Raw genomic sequence first — 23,612 nt, forward strand, 5'->3', positions numbered from 1 at the left:
GCATGTGGGCCGGCGAACGGCAACGGGAAAGAGGCGGAAACAATCCGCCATCATTTAGCCACCAAGTAAAGTCAAAAATGTGGCAGGAGTCAAATTTATGGCGTGATTTATTCGTTGTTTCCGACGGAAGAACTTACCTGCTGGCACGAACGGCGGCAACGGCGAAAACGGGGGGCCGCGCCGAACGGGCGACCCGCGGGGCTCAGCCGAAAAGCTGATAGACCTTGGCGCCCTTGTGCGACCGATTGACGCGGATGATCTCCTCGGCCACGCCCTGGCGCTGGCGGGTGACTTCCTGGACCAGTTCGCGGTACAGCACGAGCAGGCCTTCGAGGCTGCGCTTGAGGTCGCTGTCGTCGTCCAGCGGCTCGTGCATGGCGGCATCCACGTGCTGGCGGCACTCCAGGTCCAGCCGCGCGATGGCTTCCCAGTCCTGCTCCGCCAGGGCGGTGCCCAGGGCAGTGCGGGTTTGTTCGATACGCTCGACGGCGAGGGTCATGCTTCGTGTCTCCTGGAGGGACGGTATTACTGCGGGATACCGTCCCAACCTTCCTTGATGCTGCGAAGCAGGTTGGCCACTTCGTCGAGCATATGTTCGTCGTTCTGCCGGTTGGCCTCAAGCAGGCGGCGCCCCATGTAGATGTACAGGGCGTTCAGGCGCTCGGCATAATCGCCGCCGGCTTCCAGGTTCAGGCCGTCGCGCAGGCCACCGATGATGGCCACGGCCTTGCCGATCAGCTGGCCCTTCTCCGCCATCTGGCCGCGCTGCATGGCGCCGCGGGCCTGGGCGATGCGGCTCAGGCCACCTTCCATCAGCATCTGGATCAGGCGGTGCGGACTCGCCTCGTGGAGCTGTGCCTGGACACCCACGTTCTGATATTGGCGAAGCGCTGCCATCGCATTCATTTCGAGATCCCCTGGTGTGGAAGGTTTCATATCCGATGTCCAGGGTATCGGCGCGGCGGCGCCAGACTTTAATCGCGAATTGCGTCTGCGCCGGGCGCTGCCGGTCGGCTAGACGCTGCCGGCGTCAGTCGTCGGAGCTCTTGTTCAGCGCATTCAGCGTGGTCATCACACTGCTGCTGGTGGCATTGAGCTGGGCGACCAGGCTGTCCATGGCGTTGTACTTGGCGTACAGGATGTCGGTCAGCTTGGCGGTGCGGTCGTCGAGGTCGGTCTGCTGCTTTTTCAGGCTGCTGATGGTGGCGTTGATCGAGTCGGTCTGCTGGTCGAGGATGCCATTGGTCTTGGCATAGGTGTCGACGGCGTTGTACATGCGCTTGAGGAAGCCGTCGCTGCCGGTGAAGAAGCTCTGGATGTTGCCCGCATAGGTCTCCAGCCCCTTGCTCAGCTTGCTGCTGTCGACGCTCAGGGTGCCATCTTTCTGGCTGGTGATGCCGAGCTGCGACAGCACCTGCAGGGTACCGCTACCGCTGGACAGGTTGACGAACTCGTTGCGCAGACCGTTGAGCAGGGTGCGGGTGGTGGCATCGCTGGACAGCGGCCCCGCACTGGTACTGGTGGTACCGTCCTCATTGGTGGTGGTGGTGATGTCGGTCAGACTGGAGATCGACTTGACCATCGTGTTGTAGGCGTCGACGAACTTCTGGATGTTGGCGGTCAGGTCGTCGGTGTTGGTTGCCACCGTCACGGTGGAACTGCCGGTCGTCAGTAGATTGAAGGTCACGCCGCTGACGGCCTTGTCCAGGGTATTGCTGGAACTGGTCATCGACAGGCCGTCGAGCTTGAACTCGGCATCGCCGGCCTGAACCAGATAGCCGCCGGTAGAGCTGCTGTAGGCTGCCGAGCCGTCGATCGCCAGCTTGCTCAGGCTGCTGTCGCCCGAGGCCTTGACGCTGATATCGGTGCCGGCACCGGTGGTGGTGGAACTGAGCACCAGGCGCGAGCCGCTGGAGTCGGTGACGATGTTGGCGGAGATGCCGCTGGTGGAACTGAGCTTGTTGATGTTGTCGCGGATGGTCGACAACGAATCGCCAGCGGACACCGTCACGTAATAGTTACTGCCGCCTTGGCTGAGGGTAAGACGACCGGCGCCGAACTTGTCGGAGCTGCCGACGTACTGGCTGGCCACCTTGGAGGCGGTTGCCAGCTTGTCGACCTCCAGGGTGTAGGTACCGGCGGTAGCCGAAGCGCTGGCGGTGGCAGTCGCCTTCGTGTCGTCCGACGAAGTAGCCTTGAGCCCGGAGAAGGAGTCGGCGGTGTTGAGCGTCGCCACTGCCAGCTGGAAGGTCGAGAGCGCGCTCTTGAGCGAGCCCACGGCGGATAGCTGGGTAGTGTTCGACTTGGTGAGGTTGGTGATCTGCGTCTGCTTGGCACTGGTCTGTGCCTTCACCAGGGCGCTGACGATCGAGTCGATGTCCAGGCCGGACCCCAGGCCGGTAGAGGCGATGCTGCCCGACGAGGAAGAACTGATCGTAGTCATTGCCGCGCTCCTTTAAACGGTTTCTTGACGCAATTGCTCGTACCAGAGCCTTCAGGCAAGAAGCAGGCCAGCTTCCTAGGCCTGCTCCCGGAACAGCAGGTTGCCGGCTTCCTTGATGCTCTCCGCCAGCTTCACCGCGACCTCGGAGGGAATCTGCCGGATCACGTCGCCACTGGTGCTGTCCACCACCTTGACCACGGTGATGCCCGACTCCTGGTCGACCGAGAACTCCAGGTTGCGGTGGATGACCTGGGCATTGCTGCGCAGGCTGTCCAGCGCACGATCCAGGGTAGCCTTGTCCGGCGCAACCTGGGTACTGCCGGTGGACGGCGAACCCTTGCCGTCGACGGCAACGGCCTTGCCGCCGGCCGCGATGGGCGTGGCCGCCTGGGCCTGGTCCGCCCTGACGGGGGCTCCCAGTCCGATCGTAGAGAAAGTCACGCTCATCATCGACTCCTCATTGTTCTGGACAAATGCAGGAAGGGCGCAGTGCGCCCTTCCTTCGTATCAACCGCCGATGACCTTACTGCAGCAGCTTGAGTACGGCAGAGGGCAGCTGGTTGGCCTGGGCCAGTACAGCGGTGGCTGCCGACTGCAGGGTCTGCTGCTTGGTCATCTCCGCCGTTTCCGCGGCGAAGTCGGCATCCTGGATCGTACTGCGTGCCGAGGTGGCGTTCTCTGCGATGTTCTGCAGGTTGGAGATGGTGCTGTCCAGACGGTTCTGTACCGCACCGAGGGCCGAACGCTGGGTGTCGATCTGCTTCAGGGCATCGTCGATCACCTGGATCGCGGCCTGGGCCTTGTCGGCGGTGCCGATGTTCAGCGACTGCACGGTCTGGCCGGAAGCCACGGTGGCGGTGCCGCCGGTCAGGGTGCCGCCCGCGGTGACGGTGATGTCGTCCTGCGAGGTGACCTTGATGCTGCCGCCGCTGGCGACCGCGGTGATGCCGCTGACGTTGGTGTTGATCGAGGCGACGATGTCGTTGAGGCTGGCGCCCTTGGCGTAGTCGACTTCGACACCGTTGACGGTGATGCTGCCCGAGGTAGCGGCGGTGGTGGTGTCGTTGACGCCGGTGACCGCGATGGTGCCGCTGGCCAGGGTGTAGCTGCCGTTCAGGGCCTTGGCGCTCATGTCGTTCAGGGTGAAGCTGACGGTTTCGTTGGCGTTGGCGCCGACCTGGAAGGTCATGGTGCCGTTGGTGCCGGCTTTACCGTTGAGCAGGGTCACCGCGGTGCTGCCGCCACCGAAGGTGGTGGTTTCGGAGATGCGGGTCAGTTCGGCGGTCAGCGACTTGAACTCCTGGTTCAGCGAGGTACGGTCGTCTTCGCTGTTGGAGCCGTTGGCGGACTGCACGGCCAGGACACGCATGCGCTGCAGGATGTTGGTGGATTCCTGCAGGGCGCCTTCGGCGGTCTGGGCGATGGAGATGGCGTCGTTGGCGTTGTCCACTGCCTTGTTCAGGCCGTTGATCTGGCTGCTCAGGCGGTTGGAGATCTGCAGACCGGCGGCGTCGTCCTTGGCGCTGTTGATGCGCAGGCCGGTGGAGAGCCGGGTCATGGCAGTGTTGAGGTTTTTCGAAGCGTTGTTCAGGTTCTTCTGAACGGTCAGCGAAGAGATGTTGGTATTTACGGTAAGGGCCATGACGAGATCCTCGTGGATAGGCGACTGCTTTCAGTTGGTCCCTGGCCCTTGGCTAGTGCCGCCCGGTATGGCCTGGAGAACCTTCGTTAGGGTTATCGTCCGTGGCGGATTTTGCTTTAGGGCGATTTTCGATTTTTTTTCAAGCCCCTCTTGCACCCTGCCCTAGGAAAGTGCTGAAAGCCCCGCTTGGCGGGGCTTTCAGCATTCGGGCAGCGGTACCCGGGAACTCAGTCCGGTTGCCAGGCGCGGTGCCAGGTCTGCAGGTTGTCGCCCTGCAGCATCCATTCGGCGCGCACCCTGTCACGCAGCTCGTCGCCCATTCGTGCCGTGGCGTCGAGGTCGGCCAGGTGCATGCGGATCGCCTCCACCCAGTCGCGGAAGCGGTTCTTCACCCGGGTCGCCGGCAGGTCGCCGGCATAGGCACGGTTGTCGCTGCACACCACCGGGAAGCCACAAGCGCCGTATTCCAGCAGGCGCAGGTTGCTCTTGCACTGGTTGAACAGGTTGTCCTCCAGCGGCGCCAGGGCCAGGTCGAGATCCAGGCTCGCGAGCTTGGCCGGGTATTGCTGTATCGGCAGGCCCGGATGGAACTCGTGCACATAGGGACGGATCCTTTCCGGGCACATGCCGAAGAAGACCCATTCGACTTCGTTGGCCAGTTCCTTGACCACGTCGGCGATCAGTTCGAGGTCGCCGGTGTGGCTGACCCCGCCTGCCCAGCCCACCCGCGGCTTCGCCGAACGCCGCCGCTGGCTCGGCTGCAGGCCGCCCCACCAGCCGGGAGCCAGGCGGTTGTAGGCGACGCGGATATCCGGATGCAGGTCGGAGAAGGCCTCGGCCAACGCCTCGGTGGAAACCACGAAGCGGTCGACGTAGCCCAGGCCGCGGCGCAGGGAGCGGAGGATGTCCTTGGGCATGTGCTCGCGGTGCTGGTTCTTCAACGGCAGGTTCGGCAGGTAGTCGTCGAGCTCGTAGACCTTGAAGGCACGGGAGAAGGCCTTCATGCGGCGCATGGCGTCCAGGCGCTCGTCGCCGATCTGGCGCTGCAGCAGAACCACGTCCGGAGAGAAGCGCTCCAGGTCGGCGACATGCAGCAGGCCGTGGGTCACTACGCCTTCGATCAGGCCCTGCTCGCGCTGCGCGAGGAAGGGCTGGATAACCCGATAGTGCCCGCATCCGAAGGTGTCGGCGAAATGCGCCAGCACTGTCGGCAATGGCTGCCAGGCCAGGGGCCGGAAGGTCAGCTGGGTGTCGGTGAGGACGAAGCCGCCGCGGGCACGGACCAGGGAGAAGTTCGGGTTGTACGCCGGATCGCGGGCCAGGCGCGGCAGCCAGCGGGCGTAAAAGGCGTCCTGCAGCTCCACCGGCTCGGCTTCCGGAACCTGGCTGTGCAGCAAGGTCGCATGGGGCGTCCACGACACCAGGTAACCGGCCTCGCCGGCGCGCAGGCAGAGATCGACATCGGCGCCCCGTTCGGCGAAGTCGCCCTCGTCCAGGCCACCCAGCTCGTCGAACAGCGCCTTGCGGATCATCAGGCAGCCATCGGAGACCGCGCTGTAGTTCTGCGCCACCTGCAGGCGGTTCATGTAGCCGGTGGCGTTCATGTCCTCGCCGATGAAGGCGTGCCCGGCGACGCCGCGCAGGCCCAGCACCAGCCCGGCATGGGTGATGCGTCCGTCACCGTCGATGGTCCTCGCGCCGACGACGCCGACCTCCGGACGCTGCGCCTGGTTGACCAGCTCGCCCAGCCACTCGCCCTGGAAGACAGCGGTCTCCGGACGCAACAACAAGAGGTAGTCGCCACGCGCGTGGGCGGCAGCCAGGTTCTTCAGGTGCGCATCGGCCAGCGGCTCGCCCGAGCGCAGCACGCGGACGCGCTCGGCGGCCATCTGCTCGACGCCCTCCAACCACTGGCGGGTGGCCGGGTTCTCGCTGGCGTTGTCCACCAGCAGTATTTCGTAGTTGGGGTAGGCCGTGTGTTCGAGCAGGCTCATCACGCAGCGCTGCACGGCCGCGAGCTGGTCGCGCAGGACGATGAGGATGGACACCGGCGGCTGCGCCGCATGGCCGTAGTCGATGTGGTAGCGCCCCGGCAGATGGCTCTGCACCCGCGCCTGCCCGTAGCCACGCGCGGCGAGATGGCGCTGCAGGGTGCGCTCCTCGTCGGGGTTGGCCTGCAGGCTCGGCGCGGCGGTCGACAGCAGCGGCTCGGACAGGTGCGCCAGGCCATCGAGGCCGCCCTGCTCTACCAGGCGCAGCAGCAGATCCAGCTCCAGCGCCTGGGGATACTCCCCGTCGAAACCGCCTATCTGGAGGATGGCCTCGCGGTTGAACAGGCAGTGATGCGCCAGGGAGGTGGGGAAGCTGATCAGCAGGTCGAGGTTGAAATCCGGACGCATGGCCGGCCCTTCGCGGCCATCTTCGCCACGCAGCACCAGGTCGGTGGACACGGCGCGGCAACCGCCCGCCCCCATCAGTTCGAGGCCGGCGACCATCAGCCCGGATGCGGTGAAGAGATCACCGGCACCGGCCAGCACCGCCCAGTCGGCGGTGCTGCTGCGCAGCGCCTCGTTGATTGCGCAGGCCATGCCATCGTTTCCCACCGGCTGATGACGCAGGCGAAGCCCGCTGTCCACAGCCTGCGTCTGGGCCCCCAGCAACGTCACACTGACATTCGGGTAGAGTTGGGCGGCCACCGCCAGGCTGTCGAGCGTCGCCTGCAGCGCCGCGGCATCCTCGCCCGCCGGCAGCAGCACTTCCACGTGCACGCCCAGGCCATTGGCCCGCAGGTGCTCGTCGATCAGGCGCTTCTGGATCGGGCTCGGCTTGCGCGCCGCCAACCACTCGTCGAAGCGCTCGGTCATCTCGCTCAGGGCATGGGCCTGGCGCAAGGCGGCAAGCAGGTCGACGCGTTCGGGGACCTGTTCTCGATGCAACGGCGAAACACCGACCAACTGGTCGCCGCCCTCGATGTACCAGCCCAGATCCCGCACGGCCTGGCGGAAGTCCTGGTGGCCCTTGTCGCCGATGCCCGGCTTGTCGCGGCCGAGCTGGCTGAACTGCTCGCGGGAGACGCGGAAGTCCACCAGGGGGGTGGAGAGGAACGCCAGGTCCCCCTTCTGCAGCAGCTTGACATAGAGCGCCAGGTCGCCCACCCAGCGGATGGGTACGCCATTGAGCGCCATGACCTGGTCGCCGAACGCAGCCACCGCCTCCCGGCGGCACAGCACGGTGCTGGGCTCGCCGATGAAGTTGACCGTGTGTTCGGCCAGGAACGACGTCAGGCCGATACCATCGACCAGCGCATCCTCCACGAACGGTAATGCGGTGGCCAGGATGTCCGGCAGTTGACGCCCCTGATCGTCGATGCGTCGCCGCCGCGAACTGACCAGTTCAATCCCTGGCCGCTCGCGCATGGCGTCGACCATGCGTTCGACGCACTCCGGATGCAAGACGTCGTCGTCATACAGGAACTTCAGGTATTCGCCGCTGGCCAGGCTGACGCACTTGGCCAGGTTCTTCGATTCGTGCAGGCGCGTCTCGTTGTACGAGTAGTGCACGGGGAAATCGAGAATGCCGCGGTACTCGTCCACGACCGCCCGGACTTCGTCCGTCCGGCAGTCATCGCAGATCACCAGTTCCAGGGGGCGATAGGTCTGATCCTGCAGGCTCTGCAGGGCCTCCTTGAGGTAGGCCGCCTTATAGGCCGGCATTACGACGCTGACCAGCGGGTTGATATCGTTGGGTTGGTTCACCATCACACCTCAACTTGGCTTCAGGCAATCCGCGGGCACCATGCCCACGGCTTGCGAATTGAACTCGTCAGAACAGCAGATCCATCGCATCCACATCGAATACGGGAATGCCATGGCGTCGGGACACGTCCAGACGTTCGGGAAAATGGTTGTCGATGAAGATCGCCGGCGCGCGCACATGGTCGGACTTGGGCTCGCCTTCACGCAGATGGACGATCCGTTCGAACATCGTCAACGGGATATGCGCGGCCTCCAGGGTGGCCGTCAGATCACCGGCATGGCGCGTGAGCAGCACCAGCCGCTTGTCCAGTTGCAGCAGCCGGTAGGCAAGGCGCATCGCCTGCGGATTGGCGCGGCCGGCGCACACCAGGGTGTCGTCCAGGTCCAGGTAGCAGGTATCGAAGTCGTAATCGAGCACCGCCTTGTTCTCCAGGCGGCGCTCGACCAGTTGCAGGCGCGGCTCCGGCAACAGCAGCAAATCTCGCCCGAGGTAGTCCTGCACCGCCAGCAATGGCAGGTTGACGCCAAGGGCGCGCGCCACGACCGAGCTGGTGGACAAGCGACTGCTGAACTCCAGCAGTTTCCAGTCGCCCTGGCGGTCCCGGCGAACCTGGAAGAACCAGGGCCCACGCAGGGCGAGCCGGGCGTTGAGCGTGGTGGCGATGTCGTTCAGTTGCGTATCGGTGGGCCGAGGTCCCGAGCGCATGGCGATGCCGCCCACCACACGCTCGCGGGAGCGCGCCCCGACGTGCAGCAGTTGGCCACGATGACTGGTGAAGCAATCCACGGTCAGCTCTTCGCCCGGCAGGTACTCGCAGACCAGCGGTTGCTGCACGACAGCCAGCGCCACGGCCAGCTCATCGGCATCGGCGACCAGGGTCACTCCCTGCCCGCCCTGCCCCTGGTCGGGCTTCACCACCACAGGCCAGGCCTCCACGGCCGCGGCATCGGCATATCGACGCGGAACCCACGGCGTATCGTCCAGCAATTCATAGGTCAACGATTTGCGCCGGGCGATGTGCGCCGTTCGAGCGTCACCGTTGACCAGTTGCACGCCAAGGCCTTCGACACGGGGCGCCAGGTAGTCCTGCACGCTGTCGTGGGTGGCGAACACCAGGTCGATGTTCCACTGCGCCAGCAAGTGCGCGAAGCACTCATCGAAGGCCGCATCGGCAATGTTGGGCAGGTGTGCGTGCCGGATATAGGCCTGCTCGCCATGGTCGACGCGGCTGGAAGCACCGTGCAGTTCGACGTGCAGCGAATGCTCCAGGGCACGGGCGATCTCCAACCCCACTTCGGTGCCGCAGGGAAACACCAATACCCGTACCTTGCTCATTCCGACGGCGCCAGATGATGGTCGGCGAAATATTGGGAAATGCACTCGCCGATAGCCGGATCGCGGTAGAAGAACACGTAGCGCTTGCGCGGGCCGCCGGTACTCATCTTCAGAGCAATGGCCGGGGTGCGGAAATCCACCTTCACGCCGAAACGCCTGCCGATCTCGATGAGCGAGCGACCGGAATAATAGGAGGTGTGCCCTTCTTCGAACGGATAGGTGACAGTTTCCAGCGGCAGGCCATCACGCAGGTTGGTACTGGCGATGACCAGCCCGCTATCGCGCACTTTGTGCAGCAGGTTGGCGAAGTCCTCGTCCAGGTCGGTGAAATGCTCCACCACCTCGCAGGCGACCATCAGGTCGAATTCCGCCTCGCGTGAATCGAAGGGGACGAAATCCTGCGCTTCCTGGAAATTGCCCAGGTCGGATACGGCGACCCTGGAAACCGGCAATTGCTGCTGGATCAGCACATGGTCCTGGGACAAGCCGGCGCCATAGACCACCACATCGGGTGCGAATGCCTTGCCGAAGTGATTTTGCAGGATTTCGATGCCCATCTCCGCCATCCGATACTCGCGGCGCGGAGTAACCCCATCGCCAGCGCGTACGCTGGTCTCGGGCTGGCTGCCGGGGTCGAAGGGGGCGCAACGATAATCGTGGGTGTTGCCCGGATTGCCAGCGTACCCACAGCAACTGCAGATCACGAAGTCACAGGTTTTACCCAGCCATTTCTGGATGGTGCAGGTAACGGTTTCGAAGGAAAGGTCGGTGCTTCCGCACGCGTTGCATTCTAGGGTGGTCATGATTCTGATCCTTGCGGTTTGGCAACCTGTTTCGCTTAAGGCAGGGGGCGGCGCAACTCGGCCGAGTGCCCGACGGGCAACTTGGGCGGGCGCTGCAGTATCGGTAGGCTGGTGATGACGTAGAGCAAGGCCAGCCAGCGCGGCGAACGAGCCAGGGACGTGTCCAGCGACTGAGACCTGATCGGCTCCCCCCGCAGGTTGCGCACGATGTCCGCCAGCGTGAGCGCAGGTGAGTATTCGGTGTTGCTTCCATGGCTGTACATGGAGTCGGTCAGGTGGGAAATCTCCTTGACCACCTCGGGGTTGAATCTGTTGCGGGCGAAGTGATCGATCGACCAGTCGAACAATGTGCGCATGGCGTCGACTTCGTCCTGCAGCGGCAGCCGGCAGAGTTCGCGGGCGAACTTCGGCAGTTCGCGCTCCATGGCCTCATGCAATGCCATGTCGCAGTCGCGCGGCGGAATCACCGGCATGAAGTCTCCGTCACGCTGCTCATAGCCGCTGGTGCTCGCATAGGGCAGGTTGGCGAAGAGAGTCTCCACGAACAGTAGCGATGCCCTGCTCACCGTCAGGTTGTACCGCGCCCTGCCGGGCTGGCTGCGGTAGATGCTTCGCGCGTAGTAGAAATCGGCAGGCACGGGGCTGCCCGCGGCCAACTCCAGGAGCCGCGCCAGGCAATCCTGGGTATAGCCCCGCCCCCAGTACTCGACGAAAGCGAAGCGTTGATCGAAATCGATCTGCGAACGCAGGTAACCAATCGCCGTGGGGCGCTCCCGGTTCCCCACCTCCAGCAAGTGCCGACGGTATCGCTCGGCGTTCTTCGCTTCGTGCACCGCCAGGGTGACGAAGGTCGTCGGCAGATCATCCCGCCTGGCGGGCACGCTCAGGTCGGGGAAGAACTCCGCGAACTGGCCGGCGTCAAGCCGCAGCCCTTCCAGCAGGCCGTCGAAGGAAATCGCCCCCGTGTAGGCGAGAATGCTGGCGAAGAACTCCGGATCGATCTCATCGACATAGGACGCCACCCACCAGGCCTGGCGCGAGCCATAGAGATAGCGGGTCTGCAACGGCAAACCGCACTCCTCGATGATCGCATCGGCGATTCGCTTGAGGTGGTGGCCATCGCGGGCGACGAAGTACAGGCACTCGATACCGCGCGCCATAGCATCGCGCACCACCCACATCGCATAGCAAACCAGATACAGGGAGGCCCGGGTGTAGGCATAGCAGGCTTTGCCATCCTGATTCCGATGGCGGAAGCGAGCCATGAGCGCAGCGACGCAATAGGCGTCATAGCTGCCCAGGCTCTCGACGATCTCCCGCTCGAATGCATCGAACTGCGGTAGTTCATGCAGCACCGGAGAGATTCCCAGCGCAGCGGCACTCTTGCCGTCGGCGTTGGGGTTGTCGCCATAGTGGAGCCATCTGGAGAAACGATATCCCGCCTCCCGGAACGCATCCAGATAAAGGGTACGGGTGCTTTTCTGGGTGCCTCGCGTGGACGAAAGGAACAGCGGCAGCTCGGCCAGGCGCGGATCGGCCTTGGCCAGCAAACGCCGGATGAAGTCCTCCGGCAGGTACATGTCGGACAGCAAGATCACCCGTTCGCCGCGCTGCAACAGCTCGAGAGCGTCAGCGATCTTGTCCGGGCATGGCTGGCAGGAGACGAACTCGCTTTCCAGCTCCTGCTCGCGCAGGAATGCCGCCTGTTCCGGCGTCAGCCCATAGACATCGGCCAGGCGCTCGATGATTTCGTCAAAGGTGATTTCCAACAAGTCGCTGCCACGCTGAAGCTTCGTGGCGCTGTACATGTAGCGAACATTGGACTCGGCCCCCATGCGCGCTTTCGGGTAGTCGGACAGCAGCGATTGAGGAAAGCCCAGGCCGGAATCACGCATCGCCCGCTGCACCCGGAAGAACACGCCTGCAGGTTCCAGCGTCGTGCGCTGAATGAGGGTGTCGAACACGTCGAACGAATACAGGGTGGGTGAGACCAGGGCCGGCGTACGGAAGGCGCGCGCCGACTCGATCAGGTAGTCGTTGTTGTCCGCCCGGGAGTATGACCAGAACAGCTCGGAAATGGCCGCCCGCTCGTGGTCGGGCTGCTCGCGGTAGCGACCTAGCGCCTGCAGAAGCTGGTCGAAGTCATCGCATTCGAGGCCACAGGTCATTTCCCGGCAGTCGTAGACGAAATCGCGGCAGTTGCCGTTGGTGCCGTAGTCGAAGAAATAGCGGATGAAGTACGGAACCCCGGCTGCCAGCAAGTCGTAGAAGATTGACGAGTAGTCGATGATCGCCGCATCGACCTGGCCCATGACCTCGTAGAAGTCCTCGTGGTTGTCCCAGAACAGCAGACGAGGCTGGTCGGCATAGCGCTGCTTGAGCGCCTTGTACTTCTGATAGCCCTCGATCATCGGATGGACCTTGAGGATGAACAGCAGACCGTTCTCCTCCAGCGTGCCGAGCAGCTTCTCCATGTCCGGCAGGGCGCGATTGAAGAAGTCGTTATGCGACTTCTCCCGATAGGTGGGGCAATAGGCGACGATCCGAGTATCCGGCGGCAGGTTCCTACGCCCCAGCAGGTCGTGGTCGAAGGTCTTGACCGCGACCGTCTCATGGCAGCGGGGATAGGCTCCCCGCAGGATCGAATGGGGCTCCAGGGCGCACTGCTCGATGAAGTGCTTCTCCATCAGCGGCGAAGTGGTCAGAAACAGCTGGTGATTGCGATAGGTTTCGTGATGGACGATGTGCTTCTTGACGATCCTTTCATGCAGGAAACCGCTGCTGACGCCCCGCTCGACCGTCTTGCAGCCCACGCCGTGCCACAGGTTGAGGATGGTGATCCCCTGCAATTCCTCCTGGATGACTTCCTTGAAGTTCTCCACCACGTACACGCCGGCTTGCCGCATGATCCGGCGGGCAGCCGGCGAGTCGTAGCGATGGGCGCTCCAGCCTTGCCGGCGCACCAGCGCAATGGTCTGGTCGTCGTCGCACAGCCAGTGCGCCTGGATATCGGGCCGCTTGTACTGGATGTAGGCAAACAGCCATTTCGGATTGCCGGCGAAGTTCATCCCGGCATTGAACACCCAGATGCTGTCGTTTCTGCTGTTCTGTGACATGGTGCGGTCCATTGGTCAGCTTGTTGCAGGCGCTCATGCGCCATCGGCGGAAGTCAGGGAAGCCAGGGCTATGCGGTGGCCGGAGTGGCGTCGCTCCAGCGGAGGCAGTTGCCGGAAGTCGCCATAGATGCTGGTGAGATAGGCCTCGGTCTGCTCCGGCGCGCGGAAACCGCGCCCATCGAACACGACCGAAGCCCCCTTGCCGAACACCTGGGTAGGCACTATTTCGCGCTCGCCATACAGGCCGTACAGGTTGCCTTGCCACCCGCTATCGCTCAGCGAAACCATTGCCACCAGGCGGTCGTAGGCGGCGAAAAGCAGGGCACGGGGCACCAGGCTCGCCATCACGGCCACCAGCGCGAAACGCCAACGCTGGCCCGGCGGGACGGGACGTGGGTAGTAGCCCTTCTGTTTGTTCATGGTCATCGAGCGCAGCAGCGCGATGGACTTGTGCAACAGACGGCGACGCAGGCCGGGAGGCGGAACGCCGTCCAACGGGAAGATATCCACCCCGATGCCCCGGTCGAACGGGCGTGCGTAGTCCACCACCCAACGCGAATGGCGATCGCTCACCACCAGGAACGGATAAGGCGTATGGGCATCGATGGACGGATGGATCGCCCGCAACGTCGACGGCAATCGATCCAGCAACCCGAGCAGACGGCGGTAATCCTTGCGCGGCACGACGATGTCGATGTCGTCATCCCAGGGAATGAAACCGCCATGGCGCACGGCGCCCAGCAGCGTGCCGCCGACCAGGTAGTAGTCGATTGCATGGGCCCGGAAGAAATCGACCAGCGCGCACAGTACGGCGAAGGCCCGCTGCTGGATCTGCTCCAGGGGCACGCCGGCCACCGTGGCCCGATCAAGCATGACGGCGGACATCGAACACCATGCCTGTCAGGGTCGAGCCCAGCGCCTGCAGGGTAGCGAGCGCCACAGCCGAAGGGTCCAGCAGGCTCTCGACCGGCTCGGCACCGAAGTTGCGCGTGCGCATCGGCGTGCGGGTCCGTTCGGGGTTGATGCAGACCACGCGGATTCCTTCGCTCGCCCACTCCTCGGCCAATGCCTGGGTGAGGTTGACCACCCCAGCCTTGGTGGCGCTGTAGGCGGCGTAGAATGCGCGGCCCCGGGTGTAGGAGCTGGAGGCGAAATTCACCAGGCAGCCGCGGCTTTCTCGCAGATACCCATGGGCGGCCTGGGCCAGGTGGATGGTGCCGGTGAGGTTGGTGGCGATGAGTTGCTCGACCTCGGACTCGCTCAGCAGCGTCAATGGCTTGTGCAACAGCATGCCGGCGGTATTGACCACCGCGTCTATCCGCCCTTCACGCTGTGCCACTTCAGCCAGGAAGCGTTCCACGTCGCTGCGCCGGGAGATATCGATGTTGCCGTCGCCACGGCTGGCGCCATGGACGCGAGCGCCATGGGCCCTGGCCAGCTCGGCCACCGAAGCGCCGATGCCGTAGCTTGCGCCGATCACCACCACCACGCGGTCACGCAGCAGCCCTTGCAGGCCGTCGTCCTGCGCAGCCTCGGTGCTGCGGATCTGGATCAGCTTTTCGGCGATATACAGGTCCACCCCGTCGGTGATCTTCAGATTGGACGGAGAGCCGGAAACAGTGGCGATGGTCACCTCGGGCATCTCCCGGCGCAGTACGCCGCAATCGCAGGTCACGCCCTCCAGTCCATGCCGCAGGGCGAGCCGATAGGCTTCACGCAGGATGCCCAGCCGGAACCCTTGCGGCGTCTGCCCACGGCGCAGCCGGCTGCGGTCGGGAATGTCGCGAATGTGCCCCTCTTCTGCCACCTCGACGATGGTATCGCTGGCAGGCACCACCACGTCCACGGCCTCGTATCGCTCCAGCGCATCGAGGCAGCGAACGATGGTCGGCTGGTCCAGCAGCGGGCGAGCCGCATCGTGAATGAGAATCCGCGCCTGTTCCGGCTGCCCGTCCAGGGCGGCGATGGCCGAAGCGGTGGAGTCGGCACGGTCGCGGCCACCGGCGACGATCTTCGCCACCTTGCGCCAGCCGTTGCGGGTGACCGCCTCCCACAGCACGCTTTCGTAGCCGCCGGGCACCACCAGCACTATCTGCTCCACTGCCGGCGAGTGCTCGAAGACTTCGACGGTATGCTCGATGACCATGCGCCCAGCCAGCTTGACGAACTGCTTGGGCACCTCGCTGCCGAAGCGCAGGCCACGCCCTCCAGCGAGCACTACGGCGATGACCGGGGATTCGATTGCGCTGGTGGTCATGCTGCATCCTCCAACTCGCCCATCGACAGCATCCGCTCGACGGCCTGAGGCGGGTTGTGCATCAGCACATCGATCATCGACAGGCCTGGCATGAAGTTCTCCACTTTCTGTTGCTGGTAGGCAGGAAAGCAGCCGTGCACGAAACGCAGTTGCACGTGCTGTTCCCGGAACGCGGCGGCGCTGTACAGCGAACGGCCACCGCTGGCGTTGTGGTAGGTGTCGGCGTCAAAGAGCCGGCAAAGCTCCAGAATGCGCTCCTGCCCCCGAAGCGCGCTGGGCTTCTGCGAAGCGAAGGAAGCCGAAAACGGCCTGCCGAGATAGGCGAACACCGCCTGGATGGACGCGGCGCAGACGTTGGCGACGTTTTGCTCGGGCATCCTGCAAATGGACTCGACCAGGGCGAAAACCTCGTCGAAGAAGGGAGCCTGCCGGTAGGCATGACGCAGCACCTGAAGGAACTTGTCGTGCTCACCGACGAAACGGTGCTGGTCGATCCGCATGTTCTGGCTGGCCCCTGCCACCGGCAGCGTGAAGCGGAACGGCTGGCCGTCGAGCAGGATGTTGTTGCGGTGGATGAACCCCCGGCGGATGAATGCCACATCGTCCAGGAAGACGAAGTGATCCACGCTCCCCGCCAACTGGTAATAGCCCAGGTAGGGGAAGAAATAGGGTTGCATGACCGCGAGAATCACGCCCGGACTCCCGCGCTGACGACCAGGTCGCAGATGCGCTCGACATCCTCGTCGGCCAGGTCCGGGTAGATCGGCAGGCACAGGACGCGGCTCGCCACCTGGCGGGCGACCGGCAGGTTGCTCGGCTCGGCCGACGGCAACCCGCGGTACATCGGGAAGTCGCTGATCAGCGGATAGAAATAGCGGCGCACCACGATGCCCTGATCGCGCAGCAGTTCGTACAGCCGGTCGCGCTCCAGGGCGAAATCCTCGTCGATCAGCACCGGGAAATAGGCGTGGTTAGACACGCAGCCGGGGCGGAACTCGATGAAGCTCAGCCCCGGCAAGCCGGCCAGGCGCTCGCGGTAGAGGCCGTCGATTTCCTTGCGCCGCGCCAGCGCGCGGTCGATGTGCTGCAGCTGCAACAGGCCGAAGGCAGCGTTGATCTCGCTCATCTTGCCGTTGATACCGGGGGCCACCACCGTGGTTTCGTTGACGAAGCCAAAGTTCTTCAGGTGACCGATGCGCCGGTAGGTCTTCTCGTCGGGACAGATGATCGCCCCGCCCTCGAAGGTGTTGAACACCTTGGTGGCGTGGAAGCTGAGCACGCTCAGGTCGCCATGGCGCAGGATGCTGCCGCCGGCGTCGCGCACCGAGAAGGCATGGGCCGCGTCGTAGATCACCCGCAGGTTGTAGTTGTCGGCGATGGCCTGGATGGCCTCGACGTCGCTGGGGTTGCCGTAGCAGTGCACCGGCATGATCGCGGTGGTCTGCGGGGTGATCGCCGCCTCGATCTTCGCCGGGTCCAGGCTGAACGTCTGCGGATCGATGTCGACGAACACCGGACGGATGCCGTTCCACAGCAGCGAATGGCCGGTGGCGACGAAGGAGTAAGGGGTGGTGATCACTTCCCCGGTGACGCGCAATGCCTGCAGGGCGGTGACCAGCGCCAGGGTGCCGTTGGCGAACAGGGCGATGTGCTCGACGCCCAGGTACTCGCACAGCGCCTTCTCCAGCGCACGGTGCATGTCACCGCCATTGGTGAGGATGCCGCTGGCCCAGACCCGTTCCAGGTAGGGCAGGAATTCTTCGAGGGGCGGCAGCAGGGGCCGGGTGACCGGGATGATCTTGGTCATGACTACTCCCTGCCGACCGACATCGGGCGGACGCAGCGACGGGAATACGACAGGGGGAAGTCGGGCTTCCCCTCGTATCCATCATTCATGCGGAGGCGGTTCGAAGGCTCCTGGCCAATACCGGACCTGGCCGGGGCTCCAGAGGGAATGATCGTGTTCGACATGCTGCATCTCTCCCCGCCTGCCGCTACGGCAAGGTCTGGCGAAGGTTCCGAAAGCACTGGCGGTTGGACTCCCGTAGGAGTCCAGCCAGTGGACGGGGCGTCAATTCGCTGACTGAAAGAATCGCCCCGAGAGGACCTCAGCAAATTGAATGCCATCTTCCGCGAAGGTGCGCGGGACGCGGCGTATGAGGGATTGGGGAAGGCTTGAAGCGCTGGCAGGAGAAAGCGGGAGGCAGCGGCAAGGGATTGCCGCCGAAGGAAACGCCGCGCGCCCTCCCACGGGAGGCGCACGGCGATCGAGTAGGCTCAGAGCTTGTTGAACAGACTCAACTGGCTGACCCGGGCAAACGCCGCCTGGGCCGCTTCGAGCATGGTCTGCTGCAGCACCAGCTTGGAGGTGGCCTCGGCCATGTCGGTGTCGCGGATCGACGACTGGGTGGTGCTGTTGGTCAGGCTCAGGCTCTGGTTTTCCTGGCTGAGCACATCGATGGTGTTCAGCCGCGAGCCCACCGACGACTGCACGTTCATCACCTGGTTCATGCCATTGTCGATGTTGGTCAGCGCCGAGGCCACCATGTTGCGGATGTTCAGCTGGGCCTGGGGATCGTCGGCGGTGGAGGCGCTCAGCGCGGTGCGCAGGTCGCCGATGGTGTTGAGGATGTTCTGCCGCTCCGGCGAGCTGGCGGTGACGCTGAACTGGTCGCCGGCCGCCGGCGAGGCGCTGATCGAGAGGTCGACGCCGGCCACGCTGATGGTCTGCGGGAAGGTGCCGCCGAGGGTCCCGCTGGAGATCGGCGTGGCGCCCTGGGCAGCCGGCAGCGCGTAGACCTCGTAGTCGGTGGCGCTGGTGAACTTCAGCTGCACGCCGTTGGCCGGGAACTGGGTGGCGTAGGCGGTCTGGTTGCTGACCGTGCCGCTGGTGATCTGCGCGCCCGAGGTGTTGGTGGCGCTGCGCTTGATCGAGATGTCGTCGGGGGCCATGCCGAAGCTGAAGCTGTAGCCGCCGACCAGGCTGTCCATGTCGCTGGCGTCGTCGCTGCTGGGCAGCGAGACGTCGAGCTGGAACTGCGCGCCGCGGAAGCTGATGGCGTTGCTGTCCGCGGAGGTGGCGTCGTAGGTGCCGTTGGTGTTGGCCTCGCTGGTGACGTCGTTGCCGTCCTTGTCGAGGATCTGGTACTGGGTGCCGCTGAGCACGTTCAGGGTGTAGGGCGCGCCATCGCGGAAGTTGGCGTTGTAGGTGCTGTCGCTGGTCACCGTGCCCTGGGAGAGGAACGCCCGCTGCACGCCGTCGCTGTTCGGGTTGCTGCTCAGCGAACTGGTGGTGCGGCTGGCGTTGGCCGCCATCTCGAAGATGCTCCAGCCGTTGTCGCTGGTCGGCAGCAGCAGGTTGTCGGCGATCTGCAGGTTCAGCGAGCTCTGGTCGCCCTGGTAGCTGTAGGTGCCGTCGGCGTTCTGGATGAACGGCTGCACCGTGCTCTTGCTGCCGGAGAACAGGTAGTTGCCGCTGGCGTCCTTGCTGTTCATCAGCGTCAGCAGCTGCTGCTGGATCTGCCCGAGCTGGTCGGCCAGGGCCTTGCGGTCGTCGTCGGTGAGGGAGCCGTCGCCGGCGCGTACCGCGACCTCGCGGGCCTGCTGCAGCACGTTGGTGATCGAGGACAGCACGCTCTCTTCCTGGTTCAGGGCGTTCTGCGCTGTGGTCATGTTGCTGCTGTATTGCGTCAGCAGCGCCTGCTGCTGTTGCAGTTGCAGCAGGCGCGCGGCGCCGACGGGGTCGTCGGCGGGGGTCTGGATGCGCACACCGCTGGAAATCTGCTCCTGGGTCTTGGCCAGGCTGGCGTAGCCGCGGTTGTAGTTGTCGATGTTGGAACTGAAGATCTGCGGGGTGGAAATACGCATCACGGCCGCCTCAGATGTTGTTGATCAGGGTGTCGAAGAGCGTCTGCGCGGTCTTGATGATCTGCGCGGAGGCCGTGTAGTACTGCTGGAACTTCACCAGGTTGGCCGCTTCCTCGTCGAGGTTGACCGCCGACAGCGAGTCGCGGGTGTTCTGCGCCTGGGTCAGCACCGCGTTGGTGGCGGTGGCGTCAAGCTTGGCCTGGTTGGCCTGGGCGCCGACGGTCTCGGTCAGGCTGCTGTAGGCGCCGGTCAGGCTCATGCCGCTGCCACTGCCGGTGCCGCTGCCCACGGTCTTGGCGCTCTGCAGGTCGATGAGCTTCTGCGCGTTGCCGTTGTCGGCGTCGCCATCGGAATTGAAGGCGACGGTGAAGCTGTCGCCGCTGCCGGGGTAGCCGCCGATGCTGGTCTGGAAGCTGAACGACGGCGTGCCGGGCACGGTGACGCTGATGTCGTTGCTCTGCCCCGGCACTATGCTGCCGGTGCCCAGCGAGTTGCCGGCAGAATCGTAGATCGTGTAGCCCTGGGTGCCGTCGCCGGCGGCGGCGTCGAACACCAGCTTGACCGGCATGCCGGCCTTGATCGCCGCCGCCAGGTCGGCGCTGTTGCTGGCGTCGAGCTCGGTGGTCAGGCTGGTGCCGCTGATGGTGCCGCTGCCGATGTTGCCGGTGGTGGTGGTGGAGACCAGCGGCGAGGCCAGCGCCAGGCGGTTGGCGTCGGTCATGGCCACGGAGATGTCCGCCGCGGCGGTGCGCGTGGGGATCACCGTGAAGCGGTCGCCGGCCTGGATGGTGCCGACGCTCTGCTGGCTGAGGCTGAAGCCGTCGAATTCCTTGGGCGGATCGTCGGTGAGGTCGCCGCTGCCCATCACCTCGCCATCGGACAGGCGCCTGACGGTGTAGCCGGTGGCCGAGGTGAAGGTCACCTCGTAGTCGCTGGTGGTCAGCGCGCTGCTGTCGTCGATGCTGACGTTGAGGTTGCCGGTGCCGCTGTTGAGGCCGTTGGCCAGGCTGCGGTTGCCGATCACGCTGGCGTCGTTGATGTCCTTGAACAGCGCGGCGCCGAAGTTGCCGTTGAGGTCCAGGCCCTGGGCCAACTGGCTGTTGAAGGTGTCGGCGAGGACGATGGCCATGCGCCCCAGTTCGTTCTGGGTGGTGTTCAGCACCTCGCTGCGGTAGCGCAGCAGGCCGCCCATCTGGCCGCCGGTGACCACCGAGGTGACGTCCACGGTCACGCCGCTGGAGCTGGAGTTCAGCGACAGGCTGTACTGCGACGGGTTGCTGGCGCTGGGCGCGGCGCTCAGGGTCGAGGCGTTGCTGCCCACCACCAGCGGCTGGCCGGAGCCCAGGTAGAGGTTGTAGCTGCTGCCCTGCTTGACCACGCTGACGCCGATCATGTCCGACAGTTGCACCACCGCCTGGTCGCGCTTGTCCTGCAGGTCGTTGGCGCTGGCGCCGGCGGACTCGGCGGCGGTGATCGCCTGGTTGTACTGGGCGATGGTCTTGGCCAGGTCGCTGACCTGCCCGGCCAGGCTGCTCATCTGGGTGTTGACGTAGCTGTTCTGGGTGCCCAGCTGAGTGGAGATGGAATTGAAGCGTTGCGCCAGGTTCTTCGCCTGGGTCAGCACCAGTTGCCGCGAGGCGGCGTCGGTCGGGGTGCCGGCCGCGGTCTGCAGCGAGGCGAAGAAGTTCTGCATCACCGAGGACAGGCCGGTGGTGCTGTCCGACAGCAGCGAGTCGACCTGGTTGACCTGGCTCAGGTAGGTCTGCGCATCGCTGTTCACCGCCGTCGCGCCACGCAGCTGGTTGGCCAGGAACTCGCTGTACATCCGGCGCACGTCCTGCACCGTGGTGCCGGTGCCGACGTAGTAGCGCCCGGAGAACTGCGCGGCCGAGCTGACCTGCATCGACTGCTGGCGGGTATAGCCGGCGGTGTCGACGTTGGTGATGTTGTTGCCGGTGGTGCTCAGCGCCGTTTGCGAAGCGTTGAGGCCGGACAGTCCTATGGATAACAGGCTCATGGGCTTTCCTTAGAGCGTTCCATTCTTCAAAGCGTACGGGTCGGGGCGTCGGCCATGGCCACGGTCTGGTAGACCTGCACCTGCCTGGCGATCTGCGAGACCTTGCGCGCGTATTGCGGGTCGGTGGCATAGCCGGCGCGCTGCAATTCCTTCATGAACTGCTCGGGGCGCGCGGCGGAGTCCAGGGCGCCCTGGTAGCGGTCGTTGTTCTGCAGGAAGCTGACGTAGTCCTGGAAGCTCTGCTCGAAAGAGTTGTAGGCACGGAACGAGGCCACTTCCTTCACCTGCTTGCCGTTCTCGTACTCGCTGGTGAGCGCGCGTGCCGAATCGCCCCTCCAGCTCGAGCCGCTCTTGATACCGAACAGGTTGTGGCTGCTGCTGCCGTCGCGCTGGGCGATCATCTTCTTGCCCCAGCCGGTTTCCAGCGCGGCCTGGGCCACCAGGTAGCGCGGGTCGACGCCGATGCGCTTGGCCGCGCGTTCGGCCATGGGCAGCATGGTGGCGACGAAGTCGTCGGCCGAGGCGAACATGGACTTGCCCGGCCTGATCGAGATCGCCGAGGTATCGGCGACGGCGGTGCTGCTGGCGGTATCGTCCTGGCGGGTGTAGCCCTTGCCGTTGCGCCAGTCGCTGCTGGCCAGCTGCGTCGGCTGGCTGGCGCTGGCGGCATTGGCGTCCGGCACTATGCCGGCGGCGATGCGCTTGGCCAGCGTGCCCGGCAGGGCCAGGCGCCGCGCGTTCAGCGCCTGGCGGTCGTCGCGGCCGGGCTCGGGCTGCGTCAGCGGCTTGCCGCTGGCGGACCACAGGCTCTTCGCCCGCTGCCTGTCCTGCCCCGCCACCGCCTGGGTGGCCTGGGTATCGGATTGCGCCTGCACCTGGGCGAAGGGGTTGTTGCCGGTGTGGCGCACGCCCTGCATCTTCTCCATCTGCTTGACCAGCACGTCGGCCAGGCCGATGCCGTGCCCCTCGCGCGCCAGGGACACCGACAGCTGGTGGTCGTACATGTCCTGGTACTGCTTGGCGGTCTCGCTGTTGAGCGGGTTGTCCTTGGCGAACACCTCGTTGGCCGAGCGCATCGACTTGAGCATCTCGTTGAGGAACAGCGACTCGAACTCCTGGGCCACCTTGCGGATGTTGCCCTGGCTGTTGCGGTCGCCGCTCTTCAGCTGGCTCAAGCGGTTGAGGTCGGTGTAGGCCTGGCTGGCGCCGGCGCTGGTGCCGGAGTTGAGCAGTCGTGCGTCCATGGCGGCGTCCTCAGATGACGATCAGCTCGGCCTGCAACGCGCCGGCCTGCTTGAGGGCTTCGAGAATGGCCATCAGGTCGCTGGGCGCCGCGCCCACCTGATTCACCGCGCGGACGATCTCGTCCAGGGTGGTGCCGGGGCCGAACTTGAACATCGGCTTGGCTTCCTGCTCGGCGTTCACCCGCGAGCGCGGCACCACCGCGGTCTCGCCGTTGGAGAAGGGGCCGGGCTGGCTGACGATCGGGTCCTCGGTGATGGTCACGGTGAGGCTGCCGTGGGTCACGGCGGCCGGCGACACGCGCACGTTCTGGCCGATGACGATGGTGCCGGTGCGCGAGTTGATGATGACCTTGGCCACCGCCTCTCCGGACTGGATCTCCAGGTTCTCCAGCACCGACATGTAGTCCACCCGCTGGTTCGGGTCCAGCGGCGCGCTGACGCGCACCGAGCCGCCGTCGATGGCCTGGGCCACGCCCGGGCCGAGCATGTCGTTGATGCGGTCGACGATGTGCTTGGCGGTGGTGAAGTCGGGGCGGTTGAGGTTCAGCGTCAGGCTGTTGCCCTGGTCGAAGCCGCTCGGCACCGCGCGTTCGACGGTGGCGCCGGAGGGAATGCGCCCGGCCGACGGCACGTTGACGGTGATCTTCGAGCCGTCGCGACCCTCGGCGTCGAAGCCGCCCACCACCAGGTTGCCCTGGGCGATGGCGTAGGTCTGGCCGTCGATGCCCTTGAGCTGGGTCATCAGCAGGCTGCCGCCGCGCAGGCTCTTGGCGTTGCCGATGGAGGAGATGGTCACGTCGATGGTCTGGCCCGGCTTGGCGAACGCCGGCAGGTCGGCGTGCACCGACACCGCGGCGACGTTCTTCAGCTGCACGTTGCCGCTGCCGGCCGGCACCTTGATGCCGAACTGCGCCAGCATGTTGTTGAAGGTCTGCAGGGTGAAGGGCGTCTGCGTGGTCTGGTCGCCGGAGCCGTTGAGGCCGACCACCAGGCCGTAGCCGATCAGCTGGTTGCTGCGCACGCCCTGGATGCTGGCGATGTCCTTCAGGCGCTCGGCGTGGGCGGCGAGCGTCAGGCAGGACAGGCCGAGTACTAAGAGCAGGCGGGAGAACATCGACATCTCAGGTCACCT

At 65.0% G+C, this 23,612-nt stretch carries 17 protein-coding genes; all 17 read right to left on the minus strand.

Annotated features, from left to right (window positions below):
• Nucleotides 1–202 precede the first annotated feature (202 nt).
• The 17 genes from PM1_RS22205 to PM1_RS22285 all read right to left on the minus strand — a co-directional run bounded on the left by PM1_RS22205 (nucleotide 203) and on the right by PM1_RS22285 (nucleotide 23,600).
• Nucleotides 203–499, minus strand: a complete 297-nt coding sequence (locus PM1_RS22205; RefSeq protein ID WP_009620866.1) for a hypothetical protein — start codon at nucleotides 497–499, stop codon at nucleotides 203–205.
• Between the two features lie 26 nt (nucleotides 500–525).
• Complete coding sequence (gene fliS, locus PM1_RS22210; RefSeq protein ID WP_009620865.1) at nucleotides 526–906, minus strand: flagellar export chaperone FliS; 381 nt, start codon at nucleotides 904–906, stop codon at nucleotides 526–528.
• A gap of 124 nt (nucleotides 907–1,030) precedes the next feature.
• Nucleotides 1,031–2,443 carry a flagellar filament capping protein FliD gene (fliD, locus tag PM1_RS22215; RefSeq protein ID WP_009620864.1) on the minus strand — a complete coding sequence of 471 codons (1,413 nt, stop codon included), beginning with the start codon at nucleotides 2,441–2,443 and terminating at the stop codon, nucleotides 1,031–1,033.
• Between the two features lie 75 nt (nucleotides 2,444–2,518).
• Nucleotides 2,519–2,890, minus strand: a complete 372-nt coding sequence (locus PM1_RS22220) for a flagellar protein FlaG (protein WP_009620863.1) — start codon at nucleotides 2,888–2,890, stop codon at nucleotides 2,519–2,521.
• Nucleotides 2,891–2,966: 76 nt separating this feature from the next.
• The gene (locus PM1_RS22225; RefSeq protein WP_009620862.1) at nucleotides 2,967–4,085 is read right to left on the minus strand and encodes a flagellin N-terminal helical domain-containing protein; all 1,119 of its coding nucleotides are present in this window, start codon (nucleotides 4,083–4,085) and stop codon (nucleotides 2,967–2,969) included.
• A 227-nt stretch (nucleotides 4,086–4,312) separates the two neighbouring features.
• On the minus strand, nucleotides 4,313–7,843 hold the full coding sequence (locus PM1_RS22230) for a glycosyltransferase (RefSeq protein WP_009620861.1): 3,531 nt from the start codon (nucleotides 7,841–7,843) through the stop codon (nucleotides 4,313–4,315).
• Nucleotides 7,844–7,907: 64 nt separating this feature from the next.
• Nucleotides 7,908–9,176: an ATP-grasp domain-containing protein gene (locus PM1_RS22235; RefSeq protein WP_009620860.1), complete on the minus strand. Its 1,269-nt coding sequence runs from the start codon at nucleotides 9,174–9,176 to the stop codon at nucleotides 7,908–7,910.
• Nucleotides 9,173–9,979, minus strand: a complete 807-nt coding sequence (locus PM1_RS22240; protein WP_009620859.1) for a methyltransferase domain-containing protein — start codon at nucleotides 9,977–9,979, stop codon at nucleotides 9,173–9,175. The genes PM1_RS22235 and PM1_RS22240 overlap by 4 nt, the downstream gene beginning before the upstream one ends.
• 35 nt (nucleotides 9,980–10,014) lie before the next feature.
• Entirely contained in the window at nucleotides 10,015–13,095 is a 3,081-nt protein-coding gene (locus PM1_RS22245; protein ID WP_009620858.1) for a CDP-glycerol glycerophosphotransferase family protein, read from the minus strand.
• Nucleotides 13,096–13,128: 33 nt separating this feature from the next.
• Nucleotides 13,129–13,980 carry a LicD family protein gene (locus PM1_RS22250; protein ID WP_009620857.1) on the minus strand — a complete coding sequence of 284 codons (852 nt, stop codon included), beginning with the start codon at nucleotides 13,978–13,980 and terminating at the stop codon, nucleotides 13,129–13,131.
• Nucleotides 13,961–15,352 carry a bifunctional cytidylyltransferase/SDR family oxidoreductase gene (locus PM1_RS22255; protein WP_009620856.1) on the minus strand — a complete coding sequence of 464 codons (1,392 nt, stop codon included), beginning with the start codon at nucleotides 15,350–15,352 and terminating at the stop codon, nucleotides 13,961–13,963. Before PM1_RS22255 ends, PM1_RS22250 begins: the two co-directional genes overlap by 20 nt.
• On the minus strand, nucleotides 15,349–16,044 hold the full coding sequence (locus tag PM1_RS22260) for a WbqC family protein (protein WP_009620855.1): 696 nt from the start codon (nucleotides 16,042–16,044) through the stop codon (nucleotides 15,349–15,351). The genes PM1_RS22255 and PM1_RS22260 overlap by 4 nt, the downstream gene beginning before the upstream one ends.
• A complete protein-coding gene (locus PM1_RS22265; RefSeq protein ID WP_009620853.1) occupies nucleotides 16,041–17,159 on the minus strand; it encodes a DegT/DnrJ/EryC1/StrS family aminotransferase in 1,119 nt (372 codons plus the stop codon). Before PM1_RS22265 ends, PM1_RS22260 begins: the two co-directional genes overlap by 4 nt.
• A gap of 470 nt (nucleotides 17,160–17,629) precedes the next feature.
• Nucleotides 17,630–19,219, minus strand: a complete 1,590-nt coding sequence (locus tag PM1_RS22270) for a flagellar hook-associated protein 3 (RefSeq protein ID WP_009620851.1) — start codon at nucleotides 19,217–19,219, stop codon at nucleotides 17,630–17,632.
• A gap of 10 nt (nucleotides 19,220–19,229) precedes the next feature.
• Complete coding sequence (flgK, locus tag PM1_RS22275) at nucleotides 19,230–21,236, minus strand: flagellar hook-associated protein FlgK (protein WP_009620849.1); 2,007 nt, start codon at nucleotides 21,234–21,236, stop codon at nucleotides 19,230–19,232.
• Between the two features lie 26 nt (nucleotides 21,237–21,262).
• Nucleotides 21,263–22,480 (minus strand): flagellar assembly peptidoglycan hydrolase FlgJ, encoded by a 1,218-nt coding sequence (gene flgJ / locus PM1_RS22280; RefSeq protein WP_009620847.1) that lies wholly within the window; start codon nucleotides 22,478–22,480, stop codon nucleotides 21,263–21,265.
• A 10-nt stretch (nucleotides 22,481–22,490) separates the two neighbouring features.
• Nucleotides 22,491–23,600, minus strand: a complete 1,110-nt coding sequence (locus tag PM1_RS22285) for a flagellar basal body P-ring protein FlgI (RefSeq protein ID WP_009620845.1) — start codon at nucleotides 23,598–23,600, stop codon at nucleotides 22,491–22,493.
• Nucleotides 23,601–23,612 lie beyond the last annotated feature (12 nt).

This window comes from Pseudomonas sp. M1, assembly GCF_022760135.1.
Lineage (GTDB): Bacteria > Pseudomonadota > Gammaproteobacteria > Pseudomonadales > Pseudomonadaceae > Pseudomonas > Pseudomonas citronellolis.